18 protein-coding genes and 1 tRNA gene are annotated in these 19405 nt (G+C 65.8%); 5 read left to right on the top strand and 14 right to left on the bottom strand.

Annotated elements, in window-relative coordinates; translation table 11 throughout:
- Positions 1-414 (bottom strand): hypothetical protein, encoded by a 414-nt coding sequence (locus tag ACZ7MY_RS36985; protein WP_499609043.1) that lies wholly within the window; start codon positions 412-414, stop codon positions 1-3.
- A gap of 301 nt (positions 415-715) precedes the next feature.
- Complete coding sequence (locus ACZ7MY_RS36990) at positions 716-1831, bottom strand: ABC transporter ATP-binding protein (protein WP_499609046.1); 1116 nt, start codon at positions 1829-1831, stop codon at positions 716-718.
- 221 nt (positions 1832-2052) lie between these two features.
- Here ACZ7MY_RS36990 and ACZ7MY_RS36995 point away from each other — a divergent pair.
- Positions 2053-2125: transfer RNA gene (locus ACZ7MY_RS36995), tRNA-Thr, on the top strand.
- Between the two features lie 79 nt (positions 2126-2204).
- On the opposite strand, the gene ACZ7MY_RS37000 is transcribed toward ACZ7MY_RS36995, so the two are convergent.
- The 4 genes from ACZ7MY_RS37000 to ACZ7MY_RS37015 all read right to left on the bottom strand — a co-directional run bounded on the left by ACZ7MY_RS37000 (position 2205) and on the right by ACZ7MY_RS37015 (position 5940).
- Entirely contained in the window at positions 2205-3344 is a 1140-nt protein-coding gene (locus ACZ7MY_RS37000; RefSeq protein ID WP_499609048.1) for a site-specific integrase, read from the bottom strand.
- Positions 3344-3544 carry a helix-turn-helix domain-containing protein gene (locus tag ACZ7MY_RS37005; RefSeq protein ID WP_499609050.1) on the bottom strand — a complete coding sequence of 67 codons (201 nt, stop codon included), beginning with the start codon at positions 3542-3544 and terminating at the stop codon, positions 3344-3346. Before ACZ7MY_RS37005 ends, ACZ7MY_RS37000 begins: the two co-directional genes overlap by 1 nt.
- Positions 3545-3727: 183 nt before the next feature.
- Positions 3728-4867 (bottom strand): DUF3631 domain-containing protein, encoded by a 1140-nt coding sequence (locus ACZ7MY_RS37010; protein ID WP_499609105.1) that lies wholly within the window; start codon positions 4865-4867, stop codon positions 3728-3730.
- 167 nt (positions 4868-5034) lie between these two features.
- Positions 5035-5940, bottom strand: a complete 906-nt coding sequence (locus tag ACZ7MY_RS37015; RefSeq protein ID WP_499609053.1) for a bifunctional DNA primase/polymerase — start codon at positions 5938-5940, stop codon at positions 5035-5037.
- A gap of 163 nt (positions 5941-6103) precedes the next feature.
- Between ACZ7MY_RS37015 and ACZ7MY_RS37020 the strand changes: the two genes are divergently transcribed.
- Positions 6104-7102, top strand: coding sequence for an SRA domain-containing endonuclease (locus tag ACZ7MY_RS37020; RefSeq protein WP_499609055.1), 999 nt, complete (start codon positions 6104-6106; stop codon positions 7100-7102).
- 189 nt (positions 7103-7291) lie between these two features.
- Here the strand turns inward: ACZ7MY_RS37020 and ACZ7MY_RS37025 are convergent, their stop codons facing one another.
- The 6 genes from ACZ7MY_RS37025 to ACZ7MY_RS37050 all read right to left on the bottom strand — a co-directional run bounded on the left by ACZ7MY_RS37025 (position 7292) and on the right by ACZ7MY_RS37050 (position 12228).
- Entirely contained in the window at positions 7292-7753 is a 462-nt protein-coding gene (locus ACZ7MY_RS37025) for a hypothetical protein (protein WP_449706227.1), read from the bottom strand.
- Positions 7754-7906: 153 nt separating this feature from the next.
- Positions 7907-8377 carry a hypothetical protein gene (locus ACZ7MY_RS37030; protein ID WP_499609058.1) on the bottom strand — a complete coding sequence of 157 codons (471 nt, stop codon included), beginning with the start codon at positions 8375-8377 and terminating at the stop codon, positions 7907-7909.
- A 204-nt stretch (positions 8378-8581) separates the two neighbouring features.
- Complete coding sequence (locus ACZ7MY_RS37035) at positions 8582-10693, bottom strand: ATP-binding protein (RefSeq protein WP_499609061.1); 2112 nt, start codon at positions 10691-10693, stop codon at positions 8582-8584.
- Entirely contained in the window at positions 10686-11099 is a 414-nt protein-coding gene (locus ACZ7MY_RS37040) for an RRQRL motif-containing zinc-binding protein (protein ID WP_499609064.1), read from the bottom strand. The genes ACZ7MY_RS37035 and ACZ7MY_RS37040 overlap by 8 nt, the downstream gene beginning before the upstream one ends.
- Positions 11099-11968 carry a DUF2637 domain-containing protein gene (locus ACZ7MY_RS37045; RefSeq protein WP_499609067.1) on the bottom strand — a complete coding sequence of 290 codons (870 nt, stop codon included), beginning with the start codon at positions 11966-11968 and terminating at the stop codon, positions 11099-11101. The genes ACZ7MY_RS37040 and ACZ7MY_RS37045 overlap by 1 nt, the downstream gene beginning before the upstream one ends.
- A complete protein-coding gene (locus ACZ7MY_RS37050; RefSeq protein WP_499609070.1) occupies positions 11965-12228 on the bottom strand; it encodes a DUF6284 family protein in 264 nt (87 codons plus the stop codon). The genes ACZ7MY_RS37045 and ACZ7MY_RS37050 overlap by 4 nt, the downstream gene beginning before the upstream one ends.
- A 424-nt stretch (positions 12229-12652) precedes the next feature.
- Here ACZ7MY_RS37050 and ACZ7MY_RS37055 point away from each other — a divergent pair, with 424 nt between their 5' ends.
- Both ACZ7MY_RS37055 and ACZ7MY_RS37060 read left to right on the top strand, forming a co-directional pair.
- A complete protein-coding gene (locus tag ACZ7MY_RS37055; RefSeq protein WP_499609073.1) occupies positions 12653-13447 on the top strand; it encodes a GntR family transcriptional regulator in 795 nt (264 codons plus the stop codon).
- Positions 13444-14118 carry a YdcF family protein gene (locus ACZ7MY_RS37060; protein ID WP_499609075.1) on the top strand — a complete coding sequence of 225 codons (675 nt, stop codon included), beginning with the start codon at positions 13444-13446 and terminating at the stop codon, positions 14116-14118. Before ACZ7MY_RS37055 ends, ACZ7MY_RS37060 begins: the two co-directional genes overlap by 4 nt.
- 506 nt (positions 14119-14624) lie before the next feature.
- Here ACZ7MY_RS37060 and ACZ7MY_RS37065 read toward each other — a convergent pair.
- Both ACZ7MY_RS37065 and ACZ7MY_RS37070 read right to left on the bottom strand, forming a co-directional pair.
- A complete protein-coding gene (locus tag ACZ7MY_RS37065) occupies positions 14625-17288 on the bottom strand; it encodes an HD domain-containing protein (RefSeq protein WP_499609078.1) in 2664 nt (887 codons plus the stop codon).
- Between the two features lie 63 nt (positions 17289-17351).
- Positions 17352-17837, bottom strand: a complete 486-nt coding sequence (locus ACZ7MY_RS37070) for a hypothetical protein (RefSeq protein WP_499609080.1) — start codon at positions 17835-17837, stop codon at positions 17352-17354.
- A 264-nt stretch (positions 17838-18101) separates the two neighbouring features.
- Between ACZ7MY_RS37070 and ACZ7MY_RS37075 the strand changes: the two genes are divergently transcribed.
- The gene (locus ACZ7MY_RS37075) at positions 18102-19187 is read left to right on the top strand and encodes an HNH endonuclease (RefSeq protein ID WP_499609083.1); all 1086 of its coding nucleotides are present in this window, start codon (positions 18102-18104) and stop codon (positions 19185-19187) included.
- Positions 19188-19405 lie beyond the last annotated feature (218 nt).

Below are 19405 nucleotides of genomic sequence, written 5' to 3' on the forward strand. Positions count from 1 at the left end.
TCATCCGAGCGAGGCCACGCCCGTCGCGAAGGCGGTGTCGCAGACCGGCCGCGACCAGGCCTGGGCGCGGTGCACCGAGCCGTACTTGGCGACCGCGGCGCGGCCCAGGGACCGGGCGATCGAACCGCAGTACCGCGCCAGCGAAGGCCGCTCGTTCATCTCGCGCTGCAGGTGCGTCAGGGCGATGCCGGGGTTCTTCTCCTGCAGCTCGCCGAGCAGCTTGCGGCGGAGCACCTCCTGCGGGGCCGACCGCTGGGACGCCGCCTCCTTCTGGTGCGAGGCGGTGAGGACTTGGGCCTCGGACGCCGAAGTCGCCCACGGGACGCGGGTGACGGCGAGGGTGCCGGAGAGCACGAGGACGACCGGGAGGACGAGGGCGAGTGACTTGCCGATGCGGCGGGCTACCTGGTTCACGGCAGTGATGGTAGCGAGGAGTGATGATTTGGCGACATTTAGCCACTCTGATGAGTGATGAATGCCCCTTGATCGACTACGGGGGCATTGACGAACATGGTCGAAACGCCATTGTATGACCGGAAATGAGGGGTGATCCGGCCCCCGAACGGCCGTGATCCGGCCCGCGAGCACCGGGGCCCGGTTCGGCGAGCACCGGGGCCCGGTCCCGGGAACGACCATGGCCCGGCCCCCCTTGCGCGGGGGCCGGGCCACACGGGTCCTCAGCGGTGGGGCGACCCTGCGGTCACCGTCCGGCCGTTCAGTCGCTCAGGCGCTCACCGGTGGAGGTGGAGAAGACGTGGCTCTCGCCGGCGCGCGGCACGACGCGCAGCACGGAGCCCTTCTCCGGAACCTGGCGGCCGCCGACGCGGATGACCAGGTCCTTGTGCTCGCCGCCGACCTCGGCCGAGCCGTAGACGAAACCGTCCGCGCCCAGCTCCTCGACGACGTTCACCGTCACGGCCAGACCGGCCGGCTCGTCCTTCGACAGGCCCCCGTCGCCGTCCACGATGTCGAAGTGCTCCGGGCGGACGCCGACGGTGACCGTGCGGTCGCCCTTGTCGGCGGCGGCCTGCACCGCGTCGCGCTCGACCGGCACCACCGAGTTGCCGAACTTCACGCCGCCGTCGGCGATCGGCACCTCGACCAGGTTCATCGCCGGGGAGCCGATGAAGCCCGCGACGAAGAGGTTGGCCGGCCGGTCGTACATGTGGCGCGGGGTGTCGACCTGCTGCAGCAGACCGTCCTTGAGGACCGCCACGCGGTCGCCCATGGTCATGGCCTCGGTCTGGTCGTGGGTGACGTAGACCGTGGTGGTGCCGAGGCGGCGCTGCAGGGAGGCGATCTGCGTACGGGTCTGGACACGGAGCTTGGCGTCCAGGTTGGACAGCGGCTCGTCCATGAGGAAGACCTGCGGCTCACGGACGATCGCGCGGCCCATCGCCACACGCTGGCGCTGACCACCGGAGAGCGCCTTGGGCTTGCGGCCCAGGTACTCGGTCAGGTCCAGGATCTTGGCGGCTTCCTCGACCCGCGTGCGGATGTCCGCCTTGTTGACGCCCGCGATCTTCAGGGCGAAGCCCATGTTGTCCGCGACGGTCATGTGCGGGTAGAGCGCGTAGTTCTGGAACACCATGGCGATGTCCCGGTCCTTGGGCGGCAGGTGGGTGACGTCCCGGTCACCGATCCGGATGGCGCCGCCGTTGACGTCCTCCAGGCCGGCCAGCATGCGGAGCGAGGTCGACTTGCCGCAGCCGGAGGGGCCGACGAGGACGAGGAACTCGCCGTCCTCGATGTCGATCTGGAGCTGGTCGACGGCGGGGCGCTCGGACCCGGGGTAGATCCGGGTCGCCTTGTCGAAAGTGACAGTAGCCATGGTGCAGTGGTCCCTTCACCGGCAGGAACGTGCCGGACGATCCGAGTAAAGGAATGAGGTCTAGTCCACAGGGTGTGGACCTTCCGCGACGCTACCCGCCCAGCCCCGCTTTGTCAGTACCCTCCCGGCGCCCAATTCCCCGACCCTCCCCCCTCCCCGCCTGGGTACACTTCTCATGGCCCCACCCGTCACCCGGGCACCCGGAGCGGGCACGGTGCCGTGCCGCCTTAGCTCAGCTGGTAGAGCACCGCTCTTGTAAAGCGAAGGTCGTCGGTTCGAACCCGACAGGCGGCTCTTTCTATGACCTGCGACAACGCCCCCCGTGACGGATATCACGGGAGGCGTTGACGGCAGATTGTGACGGCAGTCACCTCTAACGGCGCCGCTTGAGCAGCCGGTCCATGTGACTCATCGCCTCCCGACGGCTGTCGTCACTGACGTGCGTGTACACGTTCATCGTGACCGCGATCTGAGAGTGGCCCAGGATCTCCATGACGGTGCGCGGTGCGATGCCAGCCGCGAAGAGCAGGGACGCGCATCCGTGCCGTGTGTCGTGGAGCCGGACCTGCGGGAGCTTCGCGGAGGACGCGATCCGCAGGAAGGACCGGTAGAGGTTGCGCGGCTCGATGGGAAGGCCGCTTCGCGTAGTGAACACGAGGTCGCTGTCGTGCCACTTCCCGCCGGCACTTGCCCGCTGCGCGGACTGCCGTAGGCGCTGCCACCGGAGCGGGGCGACGCACATCAGGGGAATGGGGATGACCCGTGTCCGGCGGTTCTTCGTCGTGTCCAGGTACAGCTCCTTGCCGCCGCGGTGCAGCGTGGTCCGCACCGTCAAGGTGCGCCGTTCAAGGTCGACGTCCCTCCATTGCAGGCCCAGGATTTCCCCGCGGCGGAGGCCGAGAGCCACAGCCAGCACGAACGCGGGGTAGAGGCCATCGCCTCGCGCGGACTCCAGGAACGTCAGGGTCTCGTCCAAGGTCCAAGGATTGAGCGCGCGTGGTTCGACCTGCGGGGCGGGGACCAGTTGCACCACGTTGCGGCTGATCAGTTCCTCGCGGCACGCGGCCGTGAGCGCTGTACGCAGGACGCGGTGCGCCTCCTTCGCCGTGGCTGCTGACGTCTGAGCCGTCACCTCCGACACCATGCGCCGTACGTTCGCCGTGTTGAGTGACTCCAGACGGCGGCTGCCCAAGAGCGGCACGAGGTAGAGCCGTACGTGCATCTCGTACTTTACGTACGTGGTGCGCTTGCGGTGGGGTCGGATGTACTCCTCCAGCCAATACGGCAGCCACTCGGAGAGCTTGGCGGACCGGGAAGGTGTGGGGATGCCCTGGCGGTCGCGTCGCACGAGTTCCTGGCGCTTTTCGTCACACTCCTCCCAGGTGGAGCCGTATACGGTCTTGCGCTTGCGGGTGCCATCCGGCTGCGGGACATAGACACGCGCCTCGTAGCGGCCGTCCTTGCGCTGCCAGATGCTCCCAGCGCCGTTGGGGTTCCTCTTATGGGATGCCATCAGGCTGCGTTCTCCTCGATCTGTTCCTGAATGAAGGCGCGCAGGCTGTCGGGGGACACTCGACGCGCGCGCCCGACGGTGAAGCTCGCCAACTGGCGGGAGCGGATGAGGTCGTAGACCTTGCTGCGGCTGAGCCGCAGGGCGGTCATGACCTCGGGGACGGTGAGGGCTTCGGGTGCTGCGGGCATGGCGGTGCGCACGTCGAACCTCCGGGATGCTGTGGGGCTCCTGGCCCCCTTCTGGAAAGTCCGCTACTTCCGCTACCGCCGCTACCTCGCAGGTCAGGGGCCTGTTCGGGGGTAGCGGAAGAGGTAGCGGTAGCGGATAGAGCGGGGTCCGGTAGCGGGAAGCGAAGGTGGTTCCCGCTACCGGATCAGTGCAGGTCAGACCGTGTTTTCGCACCCCGGTAGCGGAGGTAGCGGACTTTCCGGGGGTGGGGGGCAGTAGCGCTGCCACGCGTCGCGCAGATCGGTGGCGTAGTAGCCCTTGAGGACACCCCCGCCGGTCTTGATGTTGCGGGAGGCAACCGGTTCGCCATCGGCGGTGACGTACTCGCTGAGCATTCGCGACAGCCTGCGGGAGTCGAGTGAGCGCCCGTTGAGGTCTGCCCACGGCGCATCGTCCAGGGCGTTGAGCCGGTCCAGGATGGCCACGGTGGGCAAGCGGTCGATGCCACTGAGGACGTGGTCGCGCAGGTCGGTGAGCAGCCGCACGCCAACGCTGCCCTTGTCGTTGCTGCGGGAGGCTTTGACCAGGGTCAGGCAGGCTTCCCGGGCTCGGCGCGGCCAGTCGCCGCCGACGGCGTCGGCGATGGCGATCAGGGGTTCCCATACGTCGGCGGGTCGGTCGGTGATGCCGTCGGGCATCTCCGGGAACGCGTCGGTGACCTGCTCCTGTATGGTCTCGGCCCACTTGGCGAGCCGGTCGCGCAGGGCGTTGCCTTCGCGGACGTGGATGCGGGTGCGGAAGGGTTCGGCCTTCTCGTTCCGGGCCCTGCGGCGCATGCGGATGATGACCGAGCGGGTCAGGATCGTGTCGGGCAGCGAGCCGAGTCCGGCGACCGCGACCGCGCAGAACGACGGGAAGCCCTGGACTTGCTGGTTCGAGCCGTCACCCACGCACCGGTACATCACCCGGCCGCGAGTGTGGCCGGCATTGATGAACCCTCGGAGCTGTTCGTTCTCTCCAGCCTTGGGGCCAAAGATGGTGTCGATCTCATCGAACAGGATCGTGGGCCGGCCGCCGTCGATGCCGGACACCGACCGGAACAGGGCCGATGCGGAGGCGTCCACGGCCGCCATGGCGCGCGGCACCAGCGATTCGACCACTTCCAGCGCCCGAGACTTTCCCGACCCCGGTTCCGGGGACAGGAACGCCAGCCGGGGTGTGGAGTCGAACGCGTCCAGCAGGTGCGCGTGTGCGTCCCACAGCGTCACCGCCACGTAGGCGGCTTCCTGCGGGAAGACGTTGAAGCGACGGTGGAAGGCTTCCACCTCGTTCAGCAATACGGCGCCGTCGGTCATGGGGGCTTGTCCTCCGGTCTGCTGCGGGTCAGGGAGAAGAGCTGACAGGACGCCCTCACGGGCGACGACTTTCGGCGCACCACCCGCCGCGTGGGCGCGGGCCGGCATGGCGGGGCCGGAGTCGTCGGGCGTGGGGATGCTCTTCAGTGGCGAGCGGGTGGGGGTGGTCATGCCGTGTCCTGGCGGCGCGGGTTGTGGGCGATGGACCAGTTCAGTGCGCTGCGCAGGGTGGAGCGGCACTGTGATGCCGGCAGGCCGGACGTCTCGCCCGCTTCCTGAAGAGCGTGCTCAACCACCGAACGCGTCAGGTCGCCCCATGCGACGAACCGCCCCACGGCGCGGGCGGCCCTGAACAACGTTGCTTCCCGCGCGCCCTGTTGGGCCGCGGCGACGTTTCGCATCTCGTTGGCGAGCGCTATATCAGCGTATCTGCGGGATTGCCCCGCTACGGCCACTGAGGGGGCCTGCGCGGGCTTGGGTGCTGGTTTCAGGATGCTTTGCAGCCATCGGGGCAGCGGGAGCGCCACAGGGCCGCTTACGGCCTCGTAGCGTCCCGAGGGGAGCGTGGAGCCGGCCGCGACGACGTAGCCACCCCACGCTCGGGTGTCGACCAACGGGGCGACGGTGCCTGCGGTGTTGGCTAGCCGGATGTCGGCCGGAGCGGTGAAGTACAGGTGCTGCCCGCCGCTCGCGGTCCGGGTCCGATATGTGTCGGGGACGGCCCGTTCGGCGCGCTCGCAGAGCGCCCCGAAGGTCGCCGCGCCGCTAGGCGCGTCCGCACTGCTGTTGTCCTTGGACACGTCCAGGTCGACCACCAGCAGCCCGGAGGGGCCGGTGGCGATACCGACGTTGAACGGGCCCTGTGACCAGGTCGCGCGGATGCGCTCGGGGTCTGTGGTCGCGCGTTGCTCCCACTTGCGGTGCCCTGCGACGCAGGGCCCGGTGCGGGGGCAGGTGGCTTCCCCGTGGAGGGCCGGCCGCTTGGTGCCGGGGCGGAGCGGGAAGACGTGCCAGCCGCGTTCGGCGGCGCTTAAGGCTGCCGACAGCAGCGCGGATCGTGGGTCTTGGGCCATGCTGGAGACCTCCAAGGGTCTGTTTGGCGGACTGGAGAGCGGGGCGGCCCGGGCTTTGGCGAGACGCGGGCCGCCCCGGTTGTTGGCGGTGTGGCTGCGAGAGCGAAATACGCAGCAACGCTGGGGGACTTGGCATGTCGGTGGGCGCCCGTACGGTGGGGGCATGCCTGGTGAAGAGGTGCAGTTGCAGCGGGGACTTGAGACGACTCGCGCTGAGTTGGCGGTGGCCTTTGGCAAGCCGGGGGCGCACAGGCGGGCTCAGGAGGGTGGCATCGTCACCCTGCGCGCATCACATAAGCTCTTCGTGTTCTCCGACCCGGCCAAGAGCAAGAAGCACGGATACAACTTCGACGGGTGGGCGGAGAGCGATGCCCTCGGCCCGGTCTTCGACTACACCGGCACCGGTTCGACCGATGATCAGGTTCTTTCGGGGTTGAATGGGACGTTGCTGCAGCACGAGGCGCAGGGCCTCGAACTGCACCTGTTCATCTCCGACGGCTACGTGAAGACCGGCGGAGCGAAGAAGCAGCGCTACGTGGGCCACATGGTCGTTGATGCCGTCGTCCCGTTCGTGGAGCGCTGGGATACCGACCAGCACGGAACGTGGCGGCGGGTCTACGTCTTCCGGTTGCGGCCCGTGGATGTTGAGCAGACCGACATTCGTCCTGGTGATGCTGTGCAGCCCGCGGGGACCACCAGCACCAAGCCGGTCCCTGCCGCGGATACGTCCGCTGGGCTCGTAGCGCCGGAAACGCACGCCACGGACGAGACTGTCGCTAACGGGACTGGTGAGCCTCGGGCTGTTGTCCGCCGTGAGGGCAAGCTGTCCACCAGGTTCAGCAGCTATCTGCAGGCTCAGGGCCATGAGGTCATGCGCTATCAGATCGCCATCAAGGGCAGCTCTGGCGCGCTGCTCACGGACCTGTATGACCTGACGGCCAATGTGCTGTACGAGGCCAAGGGAGGGGCGGGCCGTAATGACGTGCGGATGGCCATCGGGCAGTTGCTCGACTACCGCCGCCACATCCCCCACGACGGCCTGAAGCTCGCCATGTTGCTGCCGGAGTACCCCGGGGACGATCTGCGGGACTTGGTTCAGGGATTGGAGATTGCCCTGGTGGTCCCGGAAGGGGACGGCTTCATCGGCGTTCCTGGGCAGTAGCACCGAGGGTTAAGCGGCGCGCCCTACGGGCTTCGGAGCGGCGGGAACTCAACTGTTTGATCAGACACCGCGTATGCCCTGCTTTGAAAGGCGTCGCGTGCAGAACCTCTTGACGTCGGCTCCGCCGACCGTGGACGGCGGCGGAGCCGGTGATCGCGCACCTCAAGAGGGATCGAAGTGCCGCTGCAGCTACCCCTGAGACAGCGTGCCCTGGTCCTCCCACAGGGAGAGGCCGCGTCGAATGTCTTCACGGGTGTAGGACATCGGTGGGAAGCCTTCCACGGTCATCACGTAGTTCTCGGACGCGCCAGGCACCTTGAAGAAGAAGCCGAATTCGCACGTGATGAGGCCGGATCCGTTGGCAAAGCCCGGCTCAAGCCGGTCGGTACCGAGAATCTTGCCATCGCCATCCGTCACACGGACCTCAGCCCCGGACTTGACCTTGGAGCCCGGCGGAGGCGTACACGGCTTGCCGATGTCGGGGCCCGTGTCATCGGTGGACAGTTCGACCTTCACCCTCCCGCTGATGGCGAGAGTCACGGCGGATGGCGTGGCACTGGGCGCCGCTTCCTTCGAGTCCTCGCCTGTGCCGGAGCACCCGACGAGCCCCGCCATGCCAAGTGCCAGGCCGCAGACCCACAGCTTTCTCATGTGCTTCCCACCCCTCGTGACCTGCGGCGGAATCTCCAGAGCAGGTAGCACGCACCCTACCGATGACCTCATAGCTAGTAGGTTCTGGGTGTGGTTCTGTGTCTGCTCCGGTTGCGGGGTAGGGGGCCTAGAACCAGCACCGCTCCCCTTTGGTCAGCCGTGGAAGTGATTGCGCTTGAAGACGGCCTTGCGGATTTTCACGGTCGTGCCGCGGTCGCCCTTGTCGCTGCGGAGGACCTGTGCGGCGATCCATCCGCCGAAGATGACCGCGGCCAGGATGATGAGCTGGTGGACCAGGGCCGCGAGCGCGGCGATGAACGTCGTCAGCAGCACCAGCCCGCCGCACACGGCGGCAAAGCCAACGCCGCCCAGCGCGATGTTCACCGCGGTCCGGGAGACGACCGGCCGCGCCTGCTCTGGCATCGGGGCGAGGCTGTGCGGGGTGAGGGTGTACCCGGTGACGACACGGCCGTCCGGGAGAACGACGCTCGTCACGGCCGCCGCGGTGTCCGGCTGGACCGGTGTCAGCGGGGCCGCGTAGGTCTGGAAGGGCAGGAACGGAGCCGGCTGGTGGATGGTGATGGCCTGCTCGGTGGCCGCGGCGGGGGTGTTGTCGGGGAACATGCGGAATCCCTTCTCGGCATGGCGCAGGGAGGCCGAGGCACCCCCTGGCGGGGTGTCTCAGGTGGGGGTTTGAAGGGTGCTGACCTGGCGTCCTCCCTGACTCCCTGATGGATCATTCGTCCTGGTCAGGGGCAGGGAGGCGGGGCAGGGAGGGGTTCAGGGAGTTCTCCCTGCCTCCCTGACCCGCCGGGGGTGCGGCTCCCTCTACTTCTCGGCGGAAGCGGAACCGTCGGCGTCGCGGTTGGCGAGGACCCGGGCGAGGCGGTCGCGTCCGATGACCATGCGGCCGTCGGACTTGTACGGCTCGGCCCCGGTCCCGTCCAGGACGCGCTTGAGGTCGATGAACGACCAGCCGCCGTAAGCGTCCGCGTTCAACGTCGCCAGACGCTTGAGGACATCCTGCGTCAGCACCCGAGACGCATCCCCGACCACGCCGGCGATGTCCGCCAACGGGTCATGGTCCTGACCGCGCTCGATGACGTGCAGTGTCGTCACCCCGTCCCGCAGGGCCTTGGCCCGCACGGCGATGACCTCAGCGTCCTCGGTGCTGATGTAGTGCGTCCGGACCGTGATGGACGACTGTCCCTTGGGAATCTCGATCCCGTCGGACGCGACGACCAAGGTTCCCTTGTCCAGCCCCGGGCGCAGCAGGTTCGGGGCGGCCCCGCCGTCGACGGCCTTGTCCCCCAGCGCCATCCGCGCCTGCGACTCCGTACCCAGCGCCAGCGACGCCCGCGTGTGCGCTCCCTCGCGCACGAGCTTGGGCAGGTTCTGGTCGGTGGGGTCCTGGGTGCCCTGCCACAGCAGCACGTTCACCGCACGCCCCTGGTTGTGAATCTTCCGGGCGGCCATGAAGTACCGGCTGTTGGAGGAAGAGCCGCCGTAGGGGCGCTTGTCCTCGTCCTTGACCGGGCACATGAACGCCACCTGCGCCTCGTCCACGATCACGACCAGCGGCGGGAACACCGTTCCCGGGGGCGCCTGGATACGGCGGTTCATCTCCTCGACCGCGTCCTCGACCATCTCGGTGACCTGGATGACGTGGTCATCGGTCGGTCCCTGGATCAGCCGGGAGGCGAGCCCGTCGAACATGGCCCAGTCACCGACGCCCTTGAGGTCGCCCATCCAGAACTCCACCGACCGATCGAGCGCCAGCCACAGCGCGAGCGCCCGCAGCGCGGCGGTCTTGCCCTGGTTCGACAGACCGGTGATGAGCAGGTGCCGCTGATAGACGCTCAGCGCGGCGGCGTCGCCGCGCAGGTCCTGCCCCCACGGGGCCCGGCCCTTGGCGTAGTCGGCCCGAAGCGTCTCGTCGGTGACCAGCGGGGACGGGCCGATCGGCTCGTCCAACGCACCACTGTCGGCGATCCACAGCCGCACCGTGCGGGCCGCGGTCGGGATGGTGATGAACACCTCGTGCTCGTGGCGGGTCAGGTTCTCGGCGAGCTTGCGGCGCCGGTTCTGCACCTCGATCGTGGACACCCCCGACGGGAGCGTCACGTCGACCTCGACACCACAGCCGGCGATCCGGATCGGCCCAAGCATGGAAGCGCCCGCGTCGCCCATCTCCTTGATGGCGTTCCGCAACGCAGGCACACCCAGGTCACGCAGGGCCTTAACCACGATCGACGGGGTGATCGGCTCCCCCTCACCCGACCGCACGTTCGCCGGCATCGTCCACTGCGGCGCGGCCTGCTGGTGCCGCCCGACAGCCCACAGGGCCAGCAGGGCGAGGAACGGCCCGATGTGCACCAGGGGGCCCCACACCACCTGCACGATCGTGATCATCAGGTTGATGAACTTGATCACGGCCATGATCGGGGTCACGACGTCGGCGACGTCCTTGGTCGCAATCGCCATGACCACCCCAAGGGCGACCAGGCCACCGATGCCGACCCCGGTTCCGACCACGATGCCCTTTGCGGCGGCGATGGGCGAGTAGAGCAGGTCCATGCGGCGGCGGTGCCGGGCGGCACGGAAGCGCTGCCCGCGCTCCTCCCACTGCATCGCCTCATCGAACTGCCCCGCAGCCTCAGCCGCGCGCAGCATCCGCTCATAGCGGGCCGCCGTGCGGCCCTCCCACGTGCGGCGGACCACGATCCGCGTGCCACCGAGGACGTACATGCCGTGCCGGATCACCGCACGCGCCACGGTCTTCGTCCGCTCATGCGTCGCAGCCGACTTCACCGCGCGCCCGGACCGGACCCAACGCCGCGTCAGGCGGGGGCTCTCGGGGGCCGGTATGGGCTTGAGGTCGACCGCGGGCGCGGTGTCGGTGGAGTTGTCCTTGAACAGTCGAACGACGTTGTCACTCATGCTCGGAGCTCTCCTGACTGCCCCGCGCGGGGGCGTCGGTGGGGTACGCGCAGGGCACACACATGCCGAGCGATGTCGGGATGCAGTAACCGGCATCGGTTCGGCAGGCGGGGCAGGTCCGGCGGGCGGCCATCGCCGCGGCGAGCGCGGCCCGCTTCCCGGGGGTCATCGGTCGCACGGGCTTCGCGCGGTCGACGCGGTAGAGGTAGGCGACCAGGACCCCCGACTTCCGCCGGCGGGCCTGCCGCATGAGCTGAGCCGCAACCGGCTGACCACCCGGGCGCAGGCCACGCGCCCGCAGTTGCCGGCGGGTGGCGTAGCCATCGGGGGCAAGGCGCCAAGGGAAGGTCGGGATCCCCCACGTGGCGCCGGACGGGTCGTAGCACTTCCCGAACGCCGGCGACATCAGGCAATCGCCTCAGCGTCGCCGGGGCCGTCGGATCGCTCGGCCCGCAGGGTCTCGCGCAGCACACGGGCCTTCGCCGGCGAGGTACGAACCGCGCGGCGGATGCCCTCCGCGGTCAGGTCCTCGATCGGCCAACCGGCCGTCGCCTCGCGGGCCTCGATCAGCAGCTCATCGGCCGTCCGGACCGGTCGGGGTGTACGGGCCACCTGCGGGACTCGACCGGTCGCCCCACGGGGACGAGTCGACTCCGCAGCCGCCACCGCGACCGGGGCCGACTCGATCGACCCTGCCGGCTCCACCACGGCCGGCGGAGTCGGGGCGGGAAGCTCAACTGGAGCAGGTGCCGTAACAGGCTCCGGCGGGGTCGACTCCCGCAGGTCAGCCGTAGACCGATTCCTCTCGGTCTCGGTCGATTCCTCCGCATTCGCGTGCGGAGTCGACTGGTGGTGCAGGACCTTGGCCACCAGATCGGAGCCGAAGTAGATCGACCCGACCGGAAGCGACGTTGCCAGCAGCACCAGGGCCCAGTTCGCCGGGTCCCAGTCGGCCAGTCGACCCCAGTCGACCGACCCGCCGTGGAGCTCCGGCACCAGCCCGTGCACGTAGTTCAGCAGCAGCGAAGCGACCGTGTAGGTCGCCAGGACCCGCAGTGCGAAGCGGCGATCCCGATCGGTCAAGACCAGGGTCGCGATCAGGGCTAAGGCCATCAAGCCGTCGACCACGAACGGATACAGCGTCGCCGCGGTCGCATCCGCACCGATGGTCTCGGCAACGTCGCGCAGAGCGTTCCAGGAGACGCGGAAAGCCATGCCGACGACGCCGACCAGGGCCAGCACCAGGGCGGCCCGCCCCTTGCGCTTGAGATTCATGCGGCACCGCCCGACTGCCTGGCGGGGCCGTTGGCGAGCGCCCGCCGGGCGGCGAGTACCCGCCGACGGGCCCGACGCAGCCGCCGGGTGTCCACCTCGGACGGGGTGCGGTCGAGCGTCATGATCTGCGCGTCCAGCAGCTCGACTTCCGCCAGGACGACGGGCATCTCACGCTCGATCGCGAACAGCTCGGCGTCCGACGGTTCCCCATCGGACGCGGTGCCGGTAACAACCGGCTGACGTGCAGCGATGTACGCCATGGGTCACAGTTCCTTTCACGGAGGAACGGCCCGAACAGCACCCCCGGAGTTGCAGCTCCGGGGGTGCGCGCCGTTAGAGCAGGAAGACCCGGCTCCCCTCAGCGCTGCTCGTGCGAGACAAGCAGCGGAGGCAACCGGCCGCAGCAGCAGAGCCGCGGAGAGGTGAACGTGCGTGTAGCTGTCTCCTTCGGGAGCGCGCTCCCGGTGTAGGCGTATGGAGACGTGATCTTTCGATCTCTGAGCCATCCGGTTGCCAAGGGTTGCCGGTGCCCTCATCTCAGAGCAGCCCAAAGAGGGCCCACCAAGAGCGTCGCCCCCGCAGTCCCAGGACTGCGGTCGACTGCTAAGACCATGCCGCACAGTCCCAGGACTGTCAACAGTCCTGGGACTGTGCTTCACTAACTCCTATCGAGAGGAGTGCTTCATGGCACCGAAGTGGCGAGAGCTGGCGGACCGGCTAGCTGAGCGGATCAAGAGCGGGGAGTACGCGCCTGGTCAGCAGCTTCCGCACATCCGCGACCTCGTGGAGGCCGGTGAAGGCTCGAAGTCCACCGTTCACATGGCCTACAAGGCATTGGAGGCCGAGGGGCTGGTCACATCGTCGCGCGGGCACGGCACGGTGGTTCGGCAACAAGCCCCGCTCAAGCGCCTCGGCATCGCCCGGTACGACAAAGCGAAGTGGCGCGACGGTGATGAGGTCGCCTTCGTCGCCGACCGCGTTGCGTCAGGACGGGCGTACAAGCGCAACGAACAGACGCAGACGGTTACCTTTGGCGAGGCTCCGCTGGCCGCCGTCGAGGCCCACGGCCTGCCTGCGGGCACTCCCCTGTACGCGCGAGCCCGCCTGGTTAAGGAAGGCGAGCAGCCCACACACACTTTGACCAGCTACTACCGTCCAGAACACGTGGAGGGCACGCGGCTGGTCGACCCCACACCCGGCCCCGCCGGCCGGGGCGGCGGCTTCCGGGTGCTTTATGACGCCGGCTACGAGATCGACACCATGAAGGAGCAGCTGTTCGCCCGCGTTCCTACCGCGGACGAAGTGAAGCTCTTGCAATTGCCTCCAGGGGAACCCGTCGTAGAGCTGCACCGCACGACCTACACCACCGACGGCACGGTCGTGGAGTTCGCCATCGGCGTGCACGCTGCATCGCGCTTCGCCTGGGAGTACGACTTCAAGGTTCCAGACTCGACACAGGACGCGAAGGGGCAGAAATGATCTCTGTGCAGGCATGGGCCGATGCCCGGCTGCTCTGGGACTACCACCGCATGCACCATGAGCCACGAGCCTGCTCGGTGGCCGTCGGCCTGGGCAGCCACGATCTCGGCGTGGCCGACGTGGCGGCGGACCTTTATGACCGGGGCATGGCCCCGCTGATCGTGTTCACCGGGGCGACCAGCCCTACGACCCGGGCACGCATGCCGCGCGGCGAGGCCGTCCACTACCGCGAGCGGGCATTGCAACTCGGTGTACCGGATTCCGCCGTGCTGCTGGAGCCACGCGCGAGCAACACCGGCGAGAACATCCAATTCACGAAAGCCGTGCTCATGGATGTCGGCATCGAGGTCTCGTCTGTCCTGCTCGTAAGCAAGCCGTACGAAGAGCGACGCTCATATGCCATGGCACGGAAGCTCTGGCCGGAGGTCGAGATCGTGTGCGCGTCCACGCCCATGGGCTTGGAGGAGTACGTCGGCTTCATCGGGGATGGCCGTATGGTCATCGACATGATCGTCGGCGCTCTGCAAAGGGTGCTCATCTTTCCGGGCTTGGGCCTTGCCATCGAGCAGGAGGTACCGGACCGCATCGAGGCGGCGTACGAGCGCCTGTGCGCACAAGGCTTCACCAGCCGGCTACTACCGGCTGATGTGGCAGCGCCGCCGGGCGCATGACACCCCAGTCGAGTCCCCGGGCGGGGGCTCAGTGCTGGTAGCTGTGCGTTGACGGTAGGCGGCTTACGAATGACTGATCGTGGGTCCGTATTGCCAGCCATGCTTCGACGCCATCGCAGCAGACGACCTGTTACGTTTCCCTACCCCTGTCAAGGCGGTCCCGCCGCGCAGATCGCCGCGGCGCGCGGCCTCGGAGCCTCGGGCTGACCCTACTGTCTTTGCCTTGTTCCGGCCCGATCGCCGACCGCCTGCCAGACGGTAAAAGGGTGAGGAGAACTACACCGTGGCCGGGGCGGTCGGCTCCTCGGCTATAGCCGCCTCCCCGGTCCGGTACCCGCGCCGAGCAACACCAGGAGGCTCACTCGGACACATTGCGGCAAGATCAAGTCTGCGCGAGCCGTCAACAAGCCGACGACCCCCTAATCATGCCCGCCCGATCCCAGGCGAGCCACCGGCTAAGCCCGCTTCGCCGACTATAGATACTTCAGCATGTGTGCGAGCGACGTCTACCGGCGTGACAGGCGATGAGCGTTCGCATGCACGTCTCGCCCGTCATGCGAACCAATAACTATATTGCTTCCATTGCGGAGAGAGTCTAGCAGCCTCTCGGAATATCCTTCTCCCCAAGATTCAGTGAGAGCTTGCAGAAAGACGGCCACGCAACTAAATTCCACTCTCGCATCGAAAGAAGCACCATCTGGATCGAAGATCGTTGGACTGTATGACGTTTCAAAGGAAAGCACGTCATCTCGGACAGAAAATTCGTGATCCGTGGAGCCAATCCGAGTGCTCGTATACAGGGGATCTACGATAATCACCTCGTCGCGATCGGAGACCCATGAAACGAGTTCACTGTACTTGATCCATTGATCACCTAGTCGCCACATTGGCAAGTCCGCGGGATCGCCCCCCAAGGCAATGATGTCTTCCCCGAGTAGTTGAACCCATACTCCGGGATCGCCCACCTGAGTTCCGATACGAACCGCCTCCTCCGTGGCCCAGGGACCAATCTCCTCCATGCTCAGCAATGGGGTTGCCGCATTTCGCGCCGCTTTACTAGGCGAGCCTATTATGATACCGAAGGCGGAACTCGCCGATGAGCGGGTGCGAGAGGGTCCTGCGGTGATCGTCGACATCCTTGGACGCCCGTATCGGTTCACATGAAGATCCCTGTCAACCATGCACACACGCGCCAATGGAGTACCGCTTGCATTTGAGATCAATTTGAGCTTGGGGCCGAACTCCTCTGCCAAGGCACGGGCATCGAAGCCCCTTTCGTTATCCGGATCGCCATCAATGATTCCGGAAATTCTTCGCAGGAGCGTCGCACCGTCGATCGACACCCAATCATTCTTCTGCATAAGCAGAGATGGCTCGCGGGTGGGATAGTTGTCGCTAACCCAAATATCGGCCTGAGGGGCTGGAAAGATCGCTGGAATAAGCCCCGAAAGGGAGAAATGCGAGTCCTTTACCATCGAAGCGGAATTGATCACTCCCCGGATCTTGACGTCACTATCGTGATCGGTGGCAGCAACTCCACTCTCCAGCAAGACCTTCACGGTGGTTCCAGGCTCATCCATTTCCTCAAGCGGTCGTGCTCGTCGCAGTGTCGGACGAACTTCCACGCCGGAGGAAAATTCCAGGAGCCACGTATCAGACGGAGCCCCAGACAAAGGGCGCGACGAAACTTGCACCCTATTTCCCATCATAAATATGGAAAAGAAGCCGATGCCGAACCTACCAGTCGGCTCAAATTGGCTCGCAAGCAAACCGGAATTTGCTCTGGCCGCTTCTGGGCTCAGCCAAGAAGAGCAACCAAAATCAAGCAGTTTGTTGGCGAGGACGTCGGCAGTCATCCCGATGCCGTTGTCGTTGCATACCAGCCACTGGCCAAGTTGATCTTCTTCTATCCAGACGGTCACCTTCCCCGAAAAACTTCTTCCCGTTTTGTATCGGACAAGTGCCTCGCGGGCCTTCACAGCGTCACTTGCATTAGCAAGAACTTCTCGTAGGCCGATCGACGGATCAGCACCATAGAGAGATGCTCCGCCAAGTCGTTTAACCAAGCCTGCGACGTCACCGACCCTAACTCTCGCTTCTACCGGTTCCCAATCACGACAAGGAACGACGGAACTAAATTCACGAGGAGTATCGACATGTGCGACACCACGAACCAAGAAGGGAACTCTCCCTCTCTCGCTCAAAATCGAATCCGCCCCCTTAAGCTCATCGTCTACAGACTTAAGGGTTTCGTAGGCTAGCCACCAAGCTTCCATTTCCTCTCGAGAGAAGCCCTCAGGAGCCGTAAATACCAAACGACCGTTGCGGATATATGGCCGCTGAAGACGATTCTGGAAGAGCCAATGGTTTGCCGAATCCTGGGGCAGGTTACGAACCGCCGCAAGGAGGTCGGGAGCGCGAGAAGCGTCTAGGTGGGTCGCATCTGCTACCCGAAGAAGGCATGCTATCCGCAGAGCATCCACCTTCCAATCAACGGGGGCGAATGCTGGAACGCCGACGAGCGATGAGAATTTGCTAACGACCTTGTCCAGGTCCCAATGATGGCTGGCAGCAATAGAACCTACGAGCCTTCCGTACGCAGTGCGAACTTCAGGGTCGGAAATCATGTATACACGATCGCCGCTCAGTGAATTCCAAGAGCTGAGGGGAAGTTCCATGGCTATCTCAGCATGGAGCGATCGAAGGAGGAATTTCTCTGCCGCTTTAGCAGGCCCTTCGGGCGGAGAAACAAGTTCTGATGAGTGGGGAGGTCTGCCCAAGTGGCGCCTCAACTCCGCTGCCAGGGCATCCGGCCATTCCGGTCGGCCGCGCAATTCTCCACCAGAAATGTGATGTGCCGCTCTACTCATAGCCAAGTCGTGGACCAGTATCGCCCCTCCCAAGACGAACGCTTCTGCCGGATTAATCTCAGCATCTGGGCCGGCTATAAGATCGGCAAGCTCCCACAAAGCGTCGAGATGAGCTTCGTCATGCCGAGTGAACTCGGGTAGGTCAGTACCGATCTCCAGAGCCAGCTGATTGGCCCGTGTCCTCATCTCGGCAAGAGCTCGGGAAAACCGATCTCTCACTTCTGAAGCGTTAGTGAATGCATCGCGACCGAAGGCGCGAGTGCGAAGATCGGATTCGATGCGCTCGCTGAAGTTCACCATGGATCATCTCCTGCCTGGCGAAGCGCCGTGTTGAGGGACTCGAGATTATCTACTACACCAAGGTCACGTCATTGCCGGCAATACGAAGAGGCCCGCCAGTATCCACATGGCGATCATCGACGAAACGACAAAGAGGATTATGTAGGTTTCATACCATCGGAACAGGTTTCCCGGCCGTGGTCGCTTTCGGAAGTCGGTGCCGACCATCTCGTCAGTGATGTCGCACTCCTCGTTTCGGTAGTCGAGCCAGGAGAGTGCGCCAACCACTACTAGCATAATCGTGAAAGCCGCAATCACTGAAGTGAGCGACAGGAGACCGATTGCACCACCTCGCGCTATCGCTGGATCCACTCCCCATTTGCGGTAGCCAACAAATAGTGCGAGTGTTGCGCCGACAAGAGTGGTGGCGAGCGTTTGGTAAATCGCTAGGAACCGATAAACGTTCTCATTCACCGCGTGAATCTGCTGCAGTATGTAGCGATACCGCTCGAGGGTAAATTCGCGACGTAGCGCTCTCGCCTCCGCAGTTGCTTCTTCCTGAATCGTCATCGCCCTCCCCTAGCTGATCCCCCATCAGCATAGGACATGGAGCGGCCGGCTACCCTTGATTGTTCGAACCTAGTAGGTCCCCTGTAGGACAACGTGGTCCTCGCTGACACCAGTGGCCATGCCCGAGAGCCGTCGCTCGCGACTGGTACGGCTTCCGGATCCCAGCAGTACAGGACCAGGAATCCATCAGCGTTTGCCCCTCAGCGCCCTCTGGGCACTGCAGCTGGTATCCGTCCTGTCAGGTCGTCGCCGTACTCTTCGCTCATGCGTAGAGGATTGATCACGCGGGAGTCCGTACTCAAGGCGGTTGCTGAGCATGATGAGTTGGGGCGCAAGGCATTCCTGACCAAGTACGGCTTTGGTGAGGCTCGTGCGTATGTCCTGGTGCACGAAGGCCGGGAGTACGACTCCAAGGCGATCGCCGGGGTGGCACACAAGTGGGATCAGGAGCGGCCCCTGGCTCCCAGCGAGTTCAGCGGCGGGAAGGACCACGCTGCAGCCTGGCTGAAGCGCCTGGGCTTTCACGTCAAAGCCGTCAAGAACCCTGACTGGACCCGCGACGAGATCATCCTGGCTTGCGATCTCGTCATGAAGAACGCCTGGAAGGGCCTGGACGCGCAGGCCAGCCAGGTCATCGAGCTGTCTGCGCTGCTGCAGCTGCTGCCCATCCACGCCGAGGCCGACCGCAACGAGAAGTTCCGCAATCCCAACGGCGTGGCCCGCAAGACCTTTGACATCGCCACCCGGCATCCCGAGTACCGCGGCAAGCCCACCAACGGCGGCAGCCTCGACGCCGAGGTCCTGACCGAGTTCCTGGCCCGCTCGGACGAGATGACCGAGGTCGCAAGACTCATCCGGGAGGGCATTACCTCAGGCGAACTCCGGGGCCTCGACCTGGCGGGCGACGATGAGCTTGATGACGACTTCAGCGCCGCCGAAGGACGCCTGCTCTTGCGCCGGCACCTGGCACGCGAGCGGAATAAGAGCCTGCGCAAGAAGAAGATCGACTCTGTGCTGCGCAAGGGTGGGAGTCTCGCCTGCGAGGCATGCGGATTCGACTTCCAGGAGGTCTACGGCGAGCGGGGCGCTGGGTACGTCGAGTGCCATCACGTCGTGCCTCTTCATGAGGCCGGTGAGGGCCATACCCGACTCGGCGATCTCGCTCTCATCTGCGCGAACTGTCACCGCATGATCCACCGCAGGGCTCCCTGGCCGACGCCCGCCGATCTCAAGGTCTCCATCGAGCAGCGCCGGTCGGAGAAGGGCGTCGGCTCTACGGGCATCGGGCTGCAGCGAAGTGCCACGGTGGAACATAGCTCTGGCCCGACGCCCTCGCCTACGACTACGTGACCTGGCGTAGCGTCTCTCGGTCAGCCTGGCGACAACAGCGCTGGTGCCCTGTGTTTCCTGACGGCAGAAGCTGACGGCAACGGAGCCGTACACGCGGGGACCCCGGCGGTAGGAGGGGGACTGCCTTGAGGCTTCGTAGCATGAGCGCCGCGGCACGCACGCTGCTGCGGACGAACTTGTAAAGCGAAGGTCGTCGGTTCGAACCCGACAGGCGGCTC

Source organism: Streptomyces sp. NPDC111520 (assembly GCF_055635295.1).